This window comes from Streptomyces sp. NPDC050315, assembly GCF_040655775.1.
In the GTDB taxonomy this organism is placed as follows: domain Bacteria; phylum Actinomycetota; class Actinomycetes; order Streptomycetales; family Streptomycetaceae; genus Streptomyces.
In genome coordinates, this window is sequence record NZ_JBFAKN010000004.1 from 494,797 (window position 1) to 510,007 (window position 15,211).

Below are 15,211 nucleotides of genomic sequence, written 5' to 3' on the forward strand. Positions count from 1 at the left end.
CGGGCTTACCTCAGCCCCAGCACCATCGCGTCCGACGGCGAGGCCCATACCGTGCGGGCCTCGGCGAAGCCGGCGTCACGGAGGGTCTGCGCGTGCCACTCCGCCGAGGGGGTGTCGCCCTCCGCGTGCTCGCCGTAGATCTCGAACCGCTCGGCGGTCGGTCCGGCCAGTACCGGGTCGGCGGCGGCGAGGTCCCACCATGCCTTCCAGTCCACCGCGCCGGCCGCCTTGGCCGCGTCCATGCGGGCGTGCCGCTGCGCCCGGTCGGCGGCGTTCAGCCGGGGCGTCGCCGGGTCGGGCATGTGGTCGGCGTTCAGGAAGACACCGCCCTCCCGGACCAGCCCGGCGAGCTGCCCGTACAGCACCTGCAGGTCGTCCCTGTGCAGCCAGTGCAGCGCGGTGGCGGTCAGTACCGCGTCGTACGTCCCGTACGGCAGCTTCGCCGTCCACTCCGGGTCCTTCAGGTCGGCCCTTACGAACTCCACCCGCCGCTCGTCCGCGAAGTACCCCTCCGCGATGGCCAGCAGCGCCGGGTCCAGGTCGACGCCCGTACTGAGCGCACCGGGCAGCCGCTTCAGCAGCCGGTCGGTAATACTGCCGGTGCCGCACGCGAGGTCCAGGACGCGCGGCTCGGGGCCCGTCACCGCCTCGACCATGTCCAGCATCACCCGGAACCGCTCCTCGCGGTCCGGCAGATACCACTCCTGCTGCCGGTCCCAACTCTCCTGCCACGCCTGCCAGTCCGCCTGTGCCACGGCCTCGGTCACCGGAACCCCTCCCGCCTGTAATACCCTCGGACAGACAACGCCCATTACGGGCTAGGTACGCAGACTAACCCGCGCCCGGTAAGGACTACAAGTGGAACTGGCCTATTACTCGGACTATGCCGTGCGGCTGGTCAACAGCGAGCAGCCGGAGCGCGGCACCGACACCCTGACCTCGGTCGAGGCCGTACGCGCCCTCTTCGGGCCCGCCCAGCACACCGCCCGGCGGGCCACGGAAGCCGATGTGACCCGGCTGCGCGCGGTACGGACCCGGCTGCGCGCGATCTTCGAGGCGGCCGCCGCCGGCGACGAGGTACTGGCCGTCGACCTCCTCAACGCCCTGCTCATCGAATTCCCGGTCAGCCCGCAGATCTCCGGACACGAGACGCGGGACGCCGACGGCCGCCCCGACTGGCACCTGCACATCGCGGACCACGCCGCCAACGCCACCGCCGGCTACACGGCCACCGCCTGCATGGGCCTGGCCGTCCACCTCACCGAGCTGGGCGTGGACCGCCTCGGCAGCTGCCAGGCGGCCCCGTGCCGCAACGTCTACCTGGACACGTCCACCAACCGCTCCCGCCGCTACTGCTCCGACCGCTGCGCCACCCGCGCCAACGTCGCGGCGTACCGCGCCCGCAAGCGCCAGGAGTCCGCCGGCGGCCGCGCCGAGGACGCCTAGCGGCGCCCGCCCCGCGGCCGCACCGGCCGAACCGCCGACACCGCCCAGGACAGCACCCCCGCGACCGACCGCCGCACCCCCCGCGGCGGCCGCACCCGCAGCCAGGCCCGCGCGACCACCAGCTCATCCGGCACCGTGCCGAACTCCCGGCTGTCGTTCTCCACGAACGGATTGTCCCCCTGGACCCACCAGCCGCCCGCGCGCCGCTCCACCGCCCGCTTCACGATGAGCAGATCCTGCCGGAAGGGATGTTTCAGGACGATCACATCGCCGGGTCGCACCACCGCGCCGTACCGGACCACCAACTGGTCCCCGGGCCGCAGAGTCGGCACCATCGAGGGGTTGTACACCTCGGCGAGACCGATCGTCCGGAGCGGTCCCCGGCCTCCCCGGCCCTGCTCCTGCCCCTGATCGGGCCAGCGCTCATGCACCTGCTCCGGCATCCGGCACCTCCTGGTCCAATCCTCCACCGGCCCCAGCTTCCCACCGGACTTTTGCCCTAAGACCCCCGGCCCACCCGAGAAAAGCCTTCCCGTACCGAGTAATCTCGCACCTGAGAAGACGATCACGAGGAAGGACTGAACATGCTTTCCCGCCTGTTCGCCCCCAAGGTGAAGGTCAGCGCCCACTGCGACCTGCCCTGCGGTGTCTACGACCCGGCCCAGGCCCGCATCGAGGCCGAGTCGGTCAAGGCCGTCCAGGAGAAGTACCAGGCCAACGAGGACGCCGACTTCCGCACGCGCGCCGTCGCCATCAAGGAGCAGCGCGCGGAGCTGGCCAAGCACCACGTCTCGGTGCTGTGGAGCGACTACTTCAAGCCCCCGCACTTCGAGAAGTACCCGGAGCTGCACCAGCTGGTCAACGACACCCTCAAGGCCCTCTCGGCCGCCAAGGGTTCGAACGACCCCGCCACCGGCCAGAAGGCCCTGGACTACATCGCCCAGATCGACAAGATCTTCTGGGAGACCAAGAAGGCCTGACCCGGGCCCACCCGACCGCACCCGGTCCGCAGCCGCCGCACCCGGCGGCCATGGCGGACCGGGTGCGGTCTTTTTGGCACCGCCCCCACCCGCTTTTTGGCACCGCCCCCACCCGACAGGTGGTTTGCCTCCGGGACCAGGGGGTTACCCGTGGGAGCAGCGCCTTTACGGAAGGGACCACCGGCCGGGGACAACCAACCGGGGCAAGTGATCGTATGACGGATTCGTCCGCCGCGGCGGAGTTGGTGCTGGCCGCTGCCGCCGAGGGGGACGCGCGCAGGCTGCCCGAGCGGTTGTGCGAGGCGATGTGCACGGCCCTGCCGGTGGACGGGGCGACGCTCTCGCTGCTCACCGATACGCCCGACCGCCAGCTCCTGCACGCGAGCGGCGATGCGGCGATGCGCCTGGAGGAGATCCAGTTCGAGGTGGGCGAGGGGCCGTGCGTCACGGCGGCGGCGACCGGGCGGGTGGTGATCGTCGCCGATCTGCACGGCCGGCTGACGGAGTGGCCGATCTTCGGCGCCGCGGCCCGCGAGAAACTCCAGCAGGTCGGCTCGGTGTACGCCTTCCCGATGACCGACGGGAGCGAGGAGCACCCCGTGGGCTCCATCAACCTGGTGCGGCACGAGGCGTGGGAGCCGGACGAGGAGACCGTACGGGAGGGTGCGCGGGCCGCGCGCGCCGCGACGGTGGCGCTGCTGACGGCGCCGTCCGCGCTGCCGTGGAATCCGACGCCGATGATGGACGCGCACTGGGGCCGCACGCACCGCGCGGCCGGGATGCTCTCCCAGGAGACGGGCGTACCGGTGGCGGAGGCGCTCGCCCGGCTGCGCGCCGACGCGTTCGTGACCGGGAGGCCGCTGCCCGAGGTCGCGGAGGAGACGTTGACCCGGCTGCGCGGCGGGCGGCGCGGGGGCGGGTCCGCCGATGGCGGCCCCGGCCCGTACGACTCCTCATGACACGTGAGGAAAGCCGCTAGCGGAGTGCCTCGGGATCGAGCGTGCCGTCCGTGATCCCGCGCGCGACATCGGCCAGCCGCTCGCCGTGCCGCCGCGCATAGCCGCGCAGCGCGTCGGACGCCTCGTCGACGCCGGTCGTCCAGTGCTCCGCGAGTACGCCCTTGGCCTGCTCGATGACGGTACGGGTGACGAGCGCGGCCTGCACCTGAGCCCGTTCGACGTTGCCCTGCTCGATGGTGTGCTGCTGGAGGACGGCGATGGTCGCCACGTCGGCGAGCGTCCGGGCCAGCCGTACACCGTCGGGATCCAGCGTGTGCGGCCCCGTGTGGAACATGCCTATCGCGCCGATGCTCCGCTGCCGCAGCCGCAGCGGCAGCGCGTGGGCGGTGGCGTAGCCGGCCGCGCGGGCCCGCTCGGCGAGCTCCGGGAAGCGGGCGGCGCCGGCGGGCGCGGCGAGCTCGGCGTTCACCAGGGGCTCGCCGGTGCGGTAGCTCTCGGCGCACGGGCCCTGCTCGCTCTGTACGGCGAACAGCTCCAGCAGCCCGGTGCGTTCGTCGGAGGCCGCGAGCACCTGCAGATCACCGTGCGGATCGGCGAGCATGATGCCGACCGCGGTCACGTCGAGGAGCTCGGCACCCCGGGCGCACAGCCGGTGCAGCGCGTCGATCAGGTCGAAGTCGTCGATCAGCGTGCCGACCGCTTCGCCGAACGCCTGCAGCACCCTTTCCTGCGGAGCCACCGCCATCATCCCCTCTTCCGGCCAGACGGGTCCGGCTCGGGTCCATCATTACGAAAGTCCAGGCGTCTGGCGACTACGTCCTCGGCAACCTCCAGGATGGGTCGGCCGTGCCGGTAGGCGTACGCGCGCAGCCGGAGCAGCGCCTGCGGCAGCGGTGTCCCTGCCTGCACGCTGATCATGCCGGTCGCCTGGTGGACGGCCGCACGATAGAGGTCGGACGGGCGCTCCACGGCCATGAGCGCGTCGCTCACGGCCCCGCCGTCCAGGAGCACGGCGGTCAGCGCGCCGGTCAGGATCAGCGCGTCGTCCATGCCGGCGTCGGTCAGCGGCCCGCTCGCCCGCCGCTGGAGGGTCAGTACGCCCATGCAGACGCGGCCGACCAGCAGCGGGAAGCAGAACACCGCGCCGATGCCGAGCGCCGTCAGCTCCGGCAGCAGCAGGGGCCAGCGCCCGGCGGGCAGCCGGCTCAGGTCCGGCTCGATCACCAGCGCGCCGTGCCCCACCGCGTCGACGCCCGGGCCCTCGCCCAGCGTGAACTGCAGGTCCTCCAGCCGGTGGCTGTTGCCTTCCGACGCCCACACCAGCTCGGCGGCCCGGCCGCCGGCCAGCAGGGACAGCGCGACGCCGTCCACGCCCAGCACCCGGGCGCAGCTCTCGGGGTCGCTGCCGATCAGCCCATGGCCGCCGGTGACCGGATGCAGGGTCTGCAGCACGGCCGCCATCCCCGCACTCGTGCCCACCGGCCGTCACCCGCTCTCCCGTACCCGCCGCACCGACGCTCCCGACCATGCCCCAGCGGGCGATTCGACCAGCTTATCCGCTGTGCGCCCGCCGCCGGAGGCAACCCGCGCCGTAACGCCGCGGGGCCTTTTCGGCGCTGAGAGGAATGCGGGTGCGGAAAGCGCCGGCAGAAATGCGGACGGAAACGCCCCGGCGTACCACCGGCCGTGATCGAATTCATCTTCGTCGAGGCGTTTTCCGCGCCGGATGGGAAAATCCCGTGAGCAACCCCCACAACTCCGCACCGATGGACGGCCCGTACGCCCCGCAGGGCCCTTACGACGGCGGGCACGCCCCGTACGGACCCGGTCCGGCCGCGCCGTACGACCAGGGGCAGCCGGAGTACGGCGGCCGGAGCCAGGAACGTTACCGCCGCCCGCGCGACGGCGCCGGCACCGCACGCACCGCGTTGATCATCCACACGATCGCCGACATTGCCGCCGCGTTCCTCGTCCTGTGGATTCTGCTTTACCTGCTGGGCGCCAACCAGGCGAATGTCTTCGTCGATTTCGTGGAGAGCTTCGCGGACGGGCTCGCCTGGTGGTCGCAGGACATTTTCACCATGGACACGGAAGGACTTCGCGTGGTCCTCAATTATGGACTGCCTGCCGTGATTTACCTGCTTGTCGGTCATGGTATTTCCGCCCGGATCCGCCGCCTCTGACCGAATCCCGGAGCGCGCCGGGCGGCTCCTCACCGCAGCCGCGCCGCCCGGGTCTGCAGATAGCGCTTCTCCGGGACGCTGAGTGCCCGTTCGGCGGCGCGTCCGTACGCCGCGCGGGCCTCGGCGCGCTCCCCGGCCTGCTCCAGCAGGTGCGCACGGACCGCTTCGAGGCGGTGGTGGTGCGCGAGGTGCGGGTCGCCGGCGACGGTGGCGAGCAGGTCCAGCCCGGCCCGGGGGCCGCTGACCATGGCGAGCGCGACCGCCTCGTTGAGGGTGACCACCGGGCTCGGCGCGATCCGGGCCAGCAGGCGGTACAGGCCGAGGATCTCGCGCCAGTCGGTGTCCTCGGCGCGCGCCGCCTCGTCGTGCACCGCGGCGATCGCGGCCTGGAGCTGGTACGGGCCGAGGGGCGTGCGGCGGAGCGCGCCGCTGACCAAAGCCACGCCCTCGGCGATCGCCTCCCGGTCCCAGGCGCCGCGGTCCTGTTCGGCGAGCGGGACGAGCGACCCGTCGGGCGCCGTGCGCGCCGCGCGGCGGGCGTCGGTGAGCAGCATCAGGGCCAGCAGCCCGGCCACCTCGCCGTCCTCCGGGAGCAGCGCGCGCAGCGACCGCGTCAGCCGGATCGCCTCACGGGCCAGCTCGACGCGCTGCAGCCGGGGGCCGGAGGTCGCGGTGTACCCCTCGTTGAAGATCAGGTACAGGATCTGCAGTACCGCGCCGAGCCGCGCGACGCGCTCCTCCGGGGCCGGCGCCCTGAAGTGCCCGCCGGCCGCCCTGATCCGCTGCTTGGCGCGGCTGATCCGCTGCGCCATCGTGGCCTCCGGCACCAGGTACGCACGGGCGATCTCGGCCGTGGTCAGGCCGCCGACCGCGCGCAGCGTCAGCGCGGTCTGCGCGGCCGGGGGCAGCGCGGGGTGGCAGCACAGGAAGAGCAGCGTGAGGGTGTCGTCCTCGCTGGGGGCGCGGCTCTCGCCGGGCGCCGGGGCGTGAAACTCGTCGCGCGGCGTCAGCGCGTACGCCGTCTCCTCGCGCCGCCGCCGCGCCTCCTCGGCGCGCAGCAGGTCCGTGAGCCGGCGCGCCCCGACCCTGATCAGCCAGCCGCGCGGGTTGTCCGGGCGGCCGGCCTCCGGCCACTGGACCGCGGCGGCCAGCAGTGCTTCCTGTACGGCGTCCTCGGCGAGGTCGAAGTGCCCGTACCGCCGCACGAGCGCGCCGAGGACCTGCGGCGCGAGCGCGCGCAGCAGGTCCTCGGTCCGTTCCGGTGCGCCCACGGCCTCCGGCCGCCTCAGACCTCGCAGGGCGGGTTGTCGGGGATGGGCCGGATGGTGACGGGGCCGTTCTCGGCGCCCTCGGGGACCGGGCACTGCAGAACGCGCTTGGCGATCTCGGTGGCGCGGTCCAGGGACGCGCACTCCAGGAGCCAGTAGCCGCAGACCACTTCCTTGGTCTCGCTGTACGGGCCGTCGGCGACGACCGGTACGCCGTCCTTGCCGGGGGTCACGACGCGGGCCTGCGCGGGCTCGCTCAGCCCCTGCCCGTCGATCATCTCGCCGTTCTCCGCGAGGTCGTTGTTGAGGCTCTCCATGAACTGGAACATCGCCTTGAGGTCGCCCTCGGTCCACGGCGTCCTGCCGGAATCCTTGCCGTTCATGGCGTCGTAGTCGGCCTGGCTCGCCTGGATCATCAGCATGTACTTCATGTCGCTCACTCCTCGGGAGCTGTCGGCGTCCGGCCGGGCGCCTCTCACCGGAGACGTCGGACCCGGCGGCCGGTCCTCGACAGGAGCGGAGAAAAATCTTGGCAGAATTCCGGCTGCCCGGCCGCCCACGCGCCTCCGCTACGGATTCTCCTCGCCGCGGCCGCACCCCGCACGGCACACGGGACAAGCGCACCGGGCCGTTCCGCATCCCGAGGCGGCCCGTCGGGCCCGTCCTACGACCCCACCGCCAGCAGGCTCTCGTGCCTGATCAGCCACTTCCGGTACGCGGTGCTCGCCCAGGCCACTTCCCGGTACGCGGCCCGCAGGTCCTCGAAGAGCGCGTCGACCCACGCGGTGTCGCACCCGCCGCCGCGGTACGCCAGGAACAGCCGTACGGCCAGCGGGTCGCCGCGCAGCGGGCGGACGACCATGCCGTGGCGGGGCCGGGCGGTCGGCTGGCAGGGCGCGACGACCTCGCCGGCCGCCACGAGGTCGCCCGCGGCGAGATAGTCGCCGTGCACCACGCGCGGGTCCATCCCGGCCGCGGTCCAGATCCGCCGCAGCCCGGCCCACTCGCCGTCCACGGACGGGTCGACCATCCACTGGTCCTCGGCGAGGTCGGCGAGCGTGACGGCCTCCAGCGCGGCGGCCGGGTGCGTTGCCGGGAGCGCCATGAACTGCGGCTCTCGGGCGAGGAGTTCACGCTCGACCAGGCCGTCGGGGACGCGCAGCGGCGAGCCCTCGACCTCGTGCACGAAGGCCGCGTCGAGCTGGCCCGCCGCGACCATCCGCAGCAGGGTGTTGCCCGACAGGTCGATCCGTATCGTGGTGTCGGTCTCGGGCAGCCGGGCCCGCAGCCGGCGCAGCCAGCCGGCCACCGCGCGGCTGCCGGTGCTGCCCACGCGCAGCCGCGCGCCGTGCTCGCGCACCACCGCCGACCTGGTCTCGTCGACCAGTGCGGTCATCTCCGCCACTATCGGCCGGGCGCGGTGCAGGACGGTCTGGCCGAGCGGCGTCGGCCGGCTGCCGGAGCGCTCGCGGATGAAGAGCTGGCCGCCCAGCGCGTTCTCGATACGCCGCAGCTGCGTGGTCAGGGAGGGCTGGGTCATGCCGAGCTGCCGCGCGGCCTTGCGTACGCTGCCGGTGTCGGCGATGGCGCACAGCGCACGTAGGTGCCTCACCTCAAGCTCCACGCGCGGAGCATAACGACGTCCTTACGTGTCGCACCAGCCACCCGAACCCCGCGAACCACACATATCCCAGGGGCTATTGGACCGTCCTATCGCCAGATGGAATCTCCGCCTCCCCGGATATCTCCCGCAGACTCGGCGGCACCACAGTTCATCCGCGGGTCCCGGCCGTTGCCCCACACCTCGGCCGGGTCCCCCGGACACTAAGGAGCCCCCCACATGAGATCTCCGAAGACGGTGCTGTCGGCCGCACTTGGTCTGGGCCTTGCCGCGAGCCTCGCCGCCGCCGTGCCCGCGGCGGCCACCCCCTCTGCCGCCCCCGCGGACAACACGGTGACCGCGGCCCAGTACGTCGGTTCGGCCGCCGAGAAGGCCGACACGAAGCGGTTCTTCGAGGCCGTGCTGAAGTCGGCGCTCGCCAAGCAGAAGAAGACCGGCGCCGCTTCGGTGACGGTGACGTACGACGCGAGCGACGCGCCCACCTTCGCGCAGCAGATATCCGCGAGCGCGCAGATATGGAACAGCGCCGTCTCCAACGTCAAGCTGCAGGAGGGCAGCGGCGGGGACTTCCAGTACCGCGAGGGCAACGACCCGCGCGGCTCCTACGCCAGCACCGACGGCCACGGCAAGGGCTACATCTTCCTGGACTACCAGCAGAACCAGGAGTACGACTCCACCCGCGTGACCGCGCACGAGACCGGCCACGTCCTCGGCCTGCCGGACCACTACGAAGGCCCGTGCAGCGAGCTGATGTCCGGCGGCGGCCCCGGCCCGTCCTGCACCAACGCCCAGCCGGACGCCAACGAGCGCGCCAAGGTCGACCAGCTCTGGGCGAACGGCCTGACCGGCGCCCGCTTCGCCAAGGCGTCCTAGGGGCCCCTGGCCCTCCCGAACCGTCGGCCGTCGGCCGCCCGCCGATGACCACGGGCCGACGGCCGGCAGACAGCCCGCGCTGAGACGCGCGGTGGGGTCCGCGAACCCCACCGCGCGTGCATCCCCCCACAGCGCGCGCCCGTACGCGGCCGCGCGTTTCACCCCCCTCCATGCGCGGTGGGCCTCCCCACCGCGGCGCCCCACCGCGCGTTTCAGTGCAGCGCCTCGCCGCCTCCCCGGGAGCGGGGCATCACGGTCCGGGGATGAACCGGAGCGCCGTGATCGGCATACTGGGCGGCGCCCGCCCGTAGGAGCCGCCCCGGAGCCGCCCATGTCGATGATCCGCCACCTCCGCCGGGCCGTACGCCTGCCACAACAGCGCAGCCGCGGTGTCGACCTCGCCCACCCGGCGCGCTCGCCGCTGGGCACCGCCGTCGTCAACTGTGCGGTGTACGAGAACGGGGTGCGGCTGACCGGCGACCACCCCGTGGAGGAGGCGGTGCACCGGGTCCGCTCCTCGGGCGAAGGGTTCGTGTGGATCGGGCTGCACGAGCCGTCGGAGGCGGAGTTCGCGGGGATCGTGGAGCTGTTCGGGCTGCACCCGCTGGCCGTGGAGGACGCGGTCCTCGCCCACCAGCGCCCCAAGCTGGAGCAGTACGACACCAACCTGTTCACCGTCTTCAAGACCGCCTGCTACATCGAGCACGACCGGCTCACGGCGACCAGCGAGATCGTGGACACCGGCGAGATCATGGTGTTCACCGGCGAGGACTTCGTGATCACCGTCCGGCACGGCGGGCACGGCTCGCTCGGCCCGCTGCGCGAGGCGCTGGAAGCCGATCCGGAACAGCTCGCGCTCGGCCCGTCCGCCGTCCTGCACGCCATCGCCGACCTGGTCGTCGACGACTACCTGGAGGCCACGGCGGCCATCCAGGACGACATGGACACGGTGGAGAGCGCGGTCTTCGCCGAGGGCGGGCGGAACGCCGACGCGGGGCGGATCTACCAGCTCAAGCGCGAGCTGCTGGAGCTGAAGCGGGCCGTGGCCCCGCTGGACCGGCCGCTGCAGCGGCTCTCCACCCAGCCGCTGGCCCAGGTGGACCCGCGCGTCCGTGCGTACTTCCGGGACGTCGCCGACCACCTGGCCCGGGTCACCGAGCGCATCACCGCCTTCGACGAGCTGCTGAACTCGATACTCCAGGCCCACCTCGCGCAGGTCACCATCGCGCAGAACGAGGACATGCGCCGGATCAGCGCCTGGGTCGCGATCCTGGCCGTCCCGACGATGGTGTGCGGCGTGTACGGCATGAACTTCGAGTACATGCCGGAGCGGGACTGGGTGTTCGGATACCCGCTGGTGATGGCCGTGATCGTGGCGGCGTGCGTGGTGATCCACCGCGGGTTCAAGCGGAACGGCTGGCTGTAGCGGGCCGTGCCGGGACGTTCCGGCACAGCCCATGACCGTCAGGCTCCGGTCGCGCCCAGCACCTTCGCCTCCTTCTCCGGGGACAGCCGGACCAGCGGGCGGTCCGGCCGCTGCGGCGCCTGCCCGCCGATCGACCGCAGCCAGGCCCAGGTGTCCGCCACCGTCTCCGTCACCGGACGGCAGCGCAGCCCGGCGGCGTACGCCCGCTCCACGCCCGTACGGTGCAGCGTGTCGTAGTACTCCGAGCTCGGCGGCACCCAGACCGGCAGCTCCGTCCACGGCTCGATCCCGGCCGCGAGGATCGCCTCCGGATCGGTCCACCGCAGCTCGGCGGCCGCCCCCGTGACCTCTACGCACGCCTCCAGCAGTTCGCCCATGGTGGCGTGGCCGGTCCGGCTGATCATGTTGTACGGGCCCGACAGTCCCGCCTCGACGGCGTGCAGGATCCAGGCGGCGAGGTCGCGGGGGTCGATGTACTGGATCGGGAGGCCGTGCGGGCCCGGGGCGAGGACGGGGCCGCCGCGGGCGATCCGGGACAGCCACCACGGCAGCCGCCCGACGTTCTCGTAGGGCCCGATGATCAGCCCGGCCCGCGCGAAGACCGACCGGTCGGCGCCGAAGGCCTCCTCGGCCGCCAGCTCGCCACCCCGCTTGGCCTCCGCGTACTCCACGTCGCCCGCGTCCGGATCACCCGCCACAAGAGGGGCCTCCTCGGCCAGCCCCGCCGCCTTCGGATGCACGTACACCGAAGCGCTCGACACGTATACGTAGCGCCCCGCCCGGCCGGCCAGCAGCCGGGCCGTGTCCCGTACCGCCGACGGCGCCCAGGACCAGGTGTCCACCACCGCGTCCCACTCCCCCGTACGCAGCGCCGCCAGCCCCTCGGGAGCGGTGCGGTCACCGTGGAGCACCGCCGCTCCCGGTGGTGCCTCGTGGCGGCCCCGGTGGAACACCGTGACCTGCCATCCCTGTGCGAGGGCCGCCTCGGTCACGGCCCGCCCGACGAACTCCGTGCCACCCAGCATCAGCAGTCTCATGGCGCCGACTCTGCCCGTACGGATGTACGGGCGTCCCGCGCCTCGCTCTCAGCGGAATCGGCCACCGCGCTCCATACGACCGCATACAGGGGCCGACCACCCGGCGTGACGGTCGGAAGCCTCCAGAACCGCGTGCCTAAGATTGGCCGGACACACACCCCCGGTAGCGCGGCCTTTCGGCCAACACTGGTGAGGTCGATATTCCGTTTTTACCCGCAGGGGGAGAAATGACCGGGTCGCGCCTTTTGGCGCTGGGCCATTACCAGCCCGCCAAGGTACTCACCAACAACGACCTGGCCGAGCTCGTCGACACCGACGACGCCTGGATCAGCAGCCGGGTGGGCATCCGTACCCGGCGCGTCGCCGCACCCGACGAGACCGTGGACGCGATGGCCGCCGCCGCGGCGGCGAAGGCGCTCGCGACGAGCGGCCTCGCCCCGGACGACATCGACCTCGTACTCGTCGCCACCTGCACGGCCACGGACCGCAGCCCGAACATGGCCGCCCGGGTGGCCGCCCGGCTCGGCATTCCGGCGGCCGCCACGATGGACGTCAACGTGGTGTGCGCGGGCTTCACCCACGCGCTGGCCACCGCCGACCACACGATCCGGGCCGGCGCTGCGCGCAACGCGCTGGTGATCGGCGCCGAGAAGTTCACCGGCGTCGTGGACTGGACGGACCGCTCGACGTGCGTCCTGGTGGGCGACGGCGCGGGCGCCGCGGTGGTGACGGCGGCCGCGGAGCCGGAGATCGGCCCGGTGCTGTGGGGCTCGGTACCGGAGATGGGCGACGCGGTGCGCATCGAGGGCGAGCCCGCCCTCTTCTCCCAGGCGGGCCAGGCGGTCTACCGCTGGGCGACCACGCAGCTGCCGGCCGTCGCCCGCGAGGTGTGCGAGCGCGCCGGCGTACGGCCCGAGGAGCTGGCCGGCGTGGTGCTGCACCAGGCCAACCTGCGGATCATCGAGCCGGTGGCGGAGCGCATCGGGGCGGTCAACGCGGTGATCGCCCGGGACGTCGTGGAGTCCGGCAACACCGCGGCGGCGTCCGTGCCGCTGGCCTTCTCGAAGCTGGTCGAACGGCGCGAGGTCCCCTCGGGCGCGCCGGTACTCCTCTTCGGATTCGGCGGAAACCTTTCGTACGCGGGGCAGGTCGTGCGCTGCCCGTAGGCGCGGCACTGTGTCCGTGGGCGCGGCGCTGCGTCCGTAGGCGCGGCGCTGCGTCCCTAGGCGCTACGCGGTGTCCATAGGCGCGGTGCCGGGGGACGTCCGTTTCGTTCAAGACCGGCAGGACCGCGCCTTCGTACGCTCGGCTCATGACTGACAGGACCAGCGCACAGACCACCTCCGGGGCCGCGGCGGCGCGTACCGCCCCCGCGCCCCGGTTCGCCGCGATCGGCCTGGCCGCCGCCGACATGGCGGCCTCGCTCGCCTTCTACCGGCGCCTCGGCCTGGACATCCCGGCGGACGCCGACACCGCCCCGCACGCGGAGGCACAACTGCCGGGCGGGCTGCGGCTGATGTGGGACACCCACGAGACGCTGCGCGCCACGGACCCGGACTGGACGCCGTCCTCCGGTGGGCCCGAGCTCGCCTTCGAATGCGCGTCCCCGGAGGCGGTCGACGCCCTCTATGCGGAGCTCGTCGACGCCGGGTACCGCGGGTCCAAGAAGCCGTGGGACGCCTTCTGGGGCCAGCGTTACGCCGTCGTCCTGGACCCGGACGGCCACGGCGTCGACCTCTTCGCGCCACTGCCCTCCTGATCGGGCTTTGGTTCCGACCGGCCGGTCAGAACACCGACCATCCGGTGAGCGTCGTGAAGTGGTCCAGTGCCGCGGCGCCCGCGACCGAATTGCCGCGCGCGTCCAGCCCCGGGCTCCATACGCACAGCGTGCACCGCCCGGGGACGACCGCGATGATGCCGCCGCCCACGCCGCTCTTGGCGGGCAGCCCCACCCGGTACGCGAACTCCCCCGCCGCGTCGTACGTACCGCAGGTCAGCATCACCGCGTTGATCCGCTTGGCGTCCCGGGCCGCCAGCAGCCTGCTGCCGTCGGAGCGCAGCCCGTGGCGCGCGAGGAAGCCGCCGGCCGTCGCCAGATCCCGGCAGGTCATTTCGATCGCGCACTGCCAGAAGTAGTGCTCGATGACGCTGGGGACGGGGTTCTCCAGATTGCCGAAGCTCGCCATGAAGTGCGCGAGCGCGGAGTTGCGGTCCCCGTGCTGCGCCTCGGAGTCGGCGACGGCCTGGTCGAACGCCAGGTCGGGATTGCCGCTCTCCTCCCGGAGGAAGTCCAGCATCGCCGTACTGGCGTCGCCGGTCAGCGTCTGCAGCCGGTCGGTCACGACGAGCGCCCCGGCGTTGATGAACGGGTTGCGCGGGATGCCCTGCTCCCACTCCAGCTGCACCAGGGAGTTGAAGGGCGTGCCGGACGGCTCGCGCCCCACCCGCTCCCAGATGCTCTGGTCCTCCTGGGCCAGCACGAGCGCGAGAGAGAACGCCTTGGAGATGGACTGCACGGAGAACGGGACCTCCCAGTCCCCGACGCCGTACGTCTCCCCGTGTATGTCGGTCAGCGCGATCCCGAAGCGGTCCGGCGAGACGCGCTCCAGTGCGGGGATGTAGTCGGCGACCTTCCCCTGTCTCACCAGCGGCCGCGCACGGTCCGCCACCTCCTCGAGAACGCCCTGGTAGTCCATGGCGGACACGCTATCCCGGCGCGAGAACCGTCCCGAGCGGGGCACCCGCCAGCGCCCGCACCTCGCGCGCCAGGTGTGCCTGGTCGGCATACCCGGCGACGGCGGCGACCTGTGCGTACGGCATCCCGGAGCGGGCCAGGTCCAGGGCGCGCACCAAACGCAGCACCCGGCCGAGGGTCTTGGGGCCGTACCCGAAGGCGGCCAGGCAGCGGCGGTGCAGCTGGCGCTCGCCCACACCGACCGCGTCGGCCAGCTCGCGCACCGGCGTGCCCCGGGCCGCCGCCCGTGCGATCAGGCCGCGCGCCGGGTCCGGCGCGGCACCCGTACGCAGCCGGGCGGCGGCCGCGGCTTCCAGGGCACGACCGGACGCGGCGGTGGCCAGCTCGTCGGTCAGCCGCCGCACCCGGTCGGCGGGCCACAGATCGGCGAGGGGAACGCGCAGGTCACGCAGTTCGTGCGCGGGCACACCCAGGACGGCCGGGCCCTGCCCCGGCGCGAAGCGCAGGCCGACGACGGGCGCCTCCGGGGCCCGCTCAGGAGCCGGCGGCAGATGGGCGCGGGTGTCCGGACCCGCGACCAGGAGGCGGCCGTCGTACCAGATCAGATCGGTGCAGCCGTCGGGCAGCACGGGACGCGGCGCCGTTCCCGGGGTCTTGGTCCACACGGCGGCGCCGGACAGCACGGAGGGCCGTTCCCGGTACACGCCTCCAGCCTGGCACGGG

General features: G+C 72.9%; 18 protein-coding genes. 8 read left to right on the top strand and 10 right to left on the bottom strand.

Annotated elements, in window-relative coordinates; all coding sequences use genetic code 11:
* Positions 1-5 precede the first annotated feature (5 nt).
* Entirely contained in the window at positions 6-767 is a 762-nt protein-coding gene (locus AB0I82_RS17455; protein ID WP_363258113.1) for a class I SAM-dependent methyltransferase, read from the bottom strand.
* 91 nt (positions 768-858) lie between these two features.
* Between AB0I82_RS17455 and AB0I82_RS17460 the strand changes: the two genes are divergently transcribed.
* Positions 859-1,446 (top strand): CGNR zinc finger domain-containing protein, encoded by a 588-nt coding sequence (locus AB0I82_RS17460; protein WP_363258114.1) that lies wholly within the window; start codon positions 859-861, stop codon positions 1,444-1,446.
* Here AB0I82_RS17460 and sodX read toward each other — a convergent pair.
* Positions 1,443-1,889 (bottom strand): nickel-type superoxide dismutase maturation protease, encoded by a 447-nt coding sequence (sodX, locus tag AB0I82_RS17465; protein ID WP_363258115.1) that lies wholly within the window; start codon positions 1,887-1,889, stop codon positions 1,443-1,445. The genes AB0I82_RS17460 and sodX overlap by 4 nt on opposite strands.
* A 141-nt stretch (positions 1,890-2,030) precedes the next feature.
* Between sodX and sodN the strand changes: the two genes are divergently transcribed.
* Both sodN and AB0I82_RS17475 read left to right on the top strand, forming a co-directional pair.
* Entirely contained in the window at positions 2,031-2,426 is a 396-nt protein-coding gene (sodN, locus tag AB0I82_RS17470; protein ID WP_363258116.1) for a superoxide dismutase, Ni, read from the top strand.
* Positions 2,427-2,641: 215 nt separating this feature from the next.
* Positions 2,642-3,385 (top strand): GAF and ANTAR domain-containing protein, encoded by a 744-nt coding sequence (locus AB0I82_RS17475; protein WP_363258117.1) that lies wholly within the window; start codon positions 2,642-2,644, stop codon positions 3,383-3,385.
* Between the two features lie 16 nt (positions 3,386-3,401).
* Here AB0I82_RS17475 and AB0I82_RS17480 read toward each other — a convergent pair whose 3' ends face one another.
* Together AB0I82_RS17480 and AB0I82_RS17485 are read right to left on the bottom strand one after the other, a co-directional pair.
* Positions 3,402-4,130, bottom strand: coding sequence for a GAF and ANTAR domain-containing protein (locus tag AB0I82_RS17480; RefSeq protein WP_363258404.1), 729 nt, complete (start codon positions 4,128-4,130; stop codon positions 3,402-3,404).
* Entirely contained in the window at positions 4,130-4,864 is a 735-nt protein-coding gene (locus AB0I82_RS17485; protein WP_363258118.1) for a GAF and ANTAR domain-containing protein, read from the bottom strand. The genes AB0I82_RS17480 and AB0I82_RS17485 overlap by 1 nt, the downstream gene beginning before the upstream one ends.
* Before the next feature lie 287 nt (positions 4,865-5,151).
* On the opposite strand from AB0I82_RS17485, the gene AB0I82_RS17490 reads away from it, so the two are divergent.
* Entirely contained in the window at positions 5,152-5,568 is a 417-nt protein-coding gene (locus tag AB0I82_RS17490) for a hypothetical protein (protein ID WP_363258119.1), read from the top strand.
* 29 nt (positions 5,569-5,597) lie between these two features.
* Here AB0I82_RS17490 and AB0I82_RS17495 read toward each other — a convergent pair whose 3' ends face one another.
* The 3 genes from AB0I82_RS17495 to AB0I82_RS17505 form a co-directional block, all read right to left on the bottom strand.
* Positions 5,598-6,839, bottom strand: coding sequence for a sigma-70 family RNA polymerase sigma factor (locus AB0I82_RS17495; RefSeq protein WP_363258120.1), 1,242 nt, complete (start codon positions 6,837-6,839; stop codon positions 5,598-5,600).
* 14 nt (positions 6,840-6,853) lie between these two features.
* Positions 6,854-7,267 carry a YciI family protein gene (locus AB0I82_RS17500; RefSeq protein ID WP_363258121.1) on the bottom strand — a complete coding sequence of 138 codons (414 nt, stop codon included), beginning with the start codon at positions 7,265-7,267 and terminating at the stop codon, positions 6,854-6,856.
* 233 nt (positions 7,268-7,500) lie between these two features.
* Entirely contained in the window at positions 7,501-8,448 is a 948-nt protein-coding gene (locus AB0I82_RS17505; RefSeq protein WP_363258122.1) for a LysR family transcriptional regulator, read from the bottom strand.
* A gap of 228 nt (positions 8,449-8,676) precedes the next feature.
* Here AB0I82_RS17505 and snpA point away from each other — a divergent pair, with 228 nt between their 5' ends.
* Together snpA and AB0I82_RS17515 are read left to right on the top strand one after the other, a co-directional pair.
* Complete coding sequence (gene snpA, locus AB0I82_RS17510; RefSeq protein WP_363258123.1) at positions 8,677-9,330, top strand: snapalysin; 654 nt, start codon at positions 8,677-8,679, stop codon at positions 9,328-9,330.
* Between the two features lie 337 nt (positions 9,331-9,667).
* A complete protein-coding gene (locus AB0I82_RS17515) occupies positions 9,668-10,756 on the top strand; it encodes a magnesium and cobalt transport protein CorA (RefSeq protein WP_363258405.1) in 1,089 nt (362 codons plus the stop codon).
* 38 nt (positions 10,757-10,794) lie between these two features.
* On the opposite strand, the gene AB0I82_RS17520 is transcribed toward AB0I82_RS17515, so the two are convergent.
* A complete protein-coding gene (locus tag AB0I82_RS17520) occupies positions 10,795-11,793 on the bottom strand; it encodes an NAD-dependent epimerase/dehydratase family protein (protein ID WP_363258124.1) in 999 nt (332 codons plus the stop codon).
* Between the two features lie 227 nt (positions 11,794-12,020).
* Here AB0I82_RS17520 and AB0I82_RS17525 point away from each other — a divergent pair, with 227 nt between their 5' ends.
* Both AB0I82_RS17525 and AB0I82_RS17530 read left to right on the top strand, forming a co-directional pair.
* Entirely contained in the window at positions 12,021-12,959 is a 939-nt protein-coding gene (locus AB0I82_RS17525) for a beta-ketoacyl-ACP synthase III (protein ID WP_363258125.1), read from the top strand.
* Positions 12,960-13,105: 146 nt separating this feature from the next.
* Complete coding sequence (locus AB0I82_RS17530) at positions 13,106-13,552, top strand: VOC family protein (RefSeq protein WP_363258126.1); 447 nt, start codon at positions 13,106-13,108, stop codon at positions 13,550-13,552.
* 25 nt (positions 13,553-13,577) lie between these two features.
* Here the strand turns inward: AB0I82_RS17530 and AB0I82_RS17535 are convergent, their stop codons facing one another.
* Together AB0I82_RS17535 and AB0I82_RS17540 are read right to left on the bottom strand one after the other, a co-directional pair.
* A complete protein-coding gene (locus AB0I82_RS17535; protein ID WP_363258127.1) occupies positions 13,578-14,489 on the bottom strand; it encodes a glutaminase in 912 nt (303 codons plus the stop codon).
* 10 nt (positions 14,490-14,499) lie between these two features.
* On the bottom strand, positions 14,500-15,192 hold the full coding sequence (locus AB0I82_RS17540; protein ID WP_363258128.1) for a helix-turn-helix domain-containing protein: 693 nt from the start codon (positions 15,190-15,192) through the stop codon (positions 14,500-14,502).
* Between the last annotated feature and the right edge of the window lie 19 nt (positions 15,193-15,211).

Bases quoted from the DNA above. Each gene is read 5' to 3' on its own strand.
- AB0I82_RS17520 (WP_363258124.1), bottom strand. From the start codon at position 11,793: ATGAGACTGCTGATGCTGGGTGGCACGGAGTTCGTCGGGCGGGCCGTG.
- sodX (WP_363258115.1), bottom strand. From the start codon at position 1,889: ATGCCGGAGCAGGTGCATGAGCGCTGGCCCGATCAGGGGCAGGAGCAG.
- AB0I82_RS17530 (WP_363258126.1), top strand. From the start codon at position 13,106: ATGACTGACAGGACCAGCGCACAGACCACCTCCGGGGCCGCGGCGGCG.
- AB0I82_RS17490 (WP_363258119.1), top strand. From the start codon at position 5,152: ATGGACGGCCCGTACGCCCCGCAGGGCCCTTACGACGGCGGGCACGCC.
- AB0I82_RS17475 (WP_363258117.1), top strand. From the start codon at position 2,642: ATGACGGATTCGTCCGCCGCGGCGGAGTTGGTGCTGGCCGCTGCCGCC.
- snpA (WP_363258123.1), top strand. From the start codon at position 8,677: ATGAGATCTCCGAAGACGGTGCTGTCGGCCGCACTTGGTCTGGGCCTT.
- AB0I82_RS17525 (WP_363258125.1), top strand. From the start codon at position 12,021: ATGACCGGGTCGCGCCTTTTGGCGCTGGGCCATTACCAGCCCGCCAAG.
- AB0I82_RS17480 (WP_363258404.1), bottom strand. From the start codon at position 4,130: ATGGCGGTGGCTCCGCAGGAAAGGGTGCTGCAGGCGTTCGGCGAAGCG.
- AB0I82_RS17500 (WP_363258121.1), bottom strand. From the start codon at position 7,267: ATGAAGTACATGCTGATGATCCAGGCGAGCCAGGCCGACTACGACGCC.
- sodN (WP_363258116.1), top strand. From the start codon at position 2,031: ATGCTTTCCCGCCTGTTCGCCCCCAAGGTGAAGGTCAGCGCCCACTGC.
- AB0I82_RS17535 (WP_363258127.1), bottom strand. From the start codon at position 14,489: ATGGACTACCAGGGCGTTCTCGAGGAGGTGGCGGACCGTGCGCGGCCG.
- AB0I82_RS17515 (WP_363258405.1), top strand. From the start codon at position 9,668: ATGATCCGCCACCTCCGCCGGGCCGTACGCCTGCCACAACAGCGCAGC.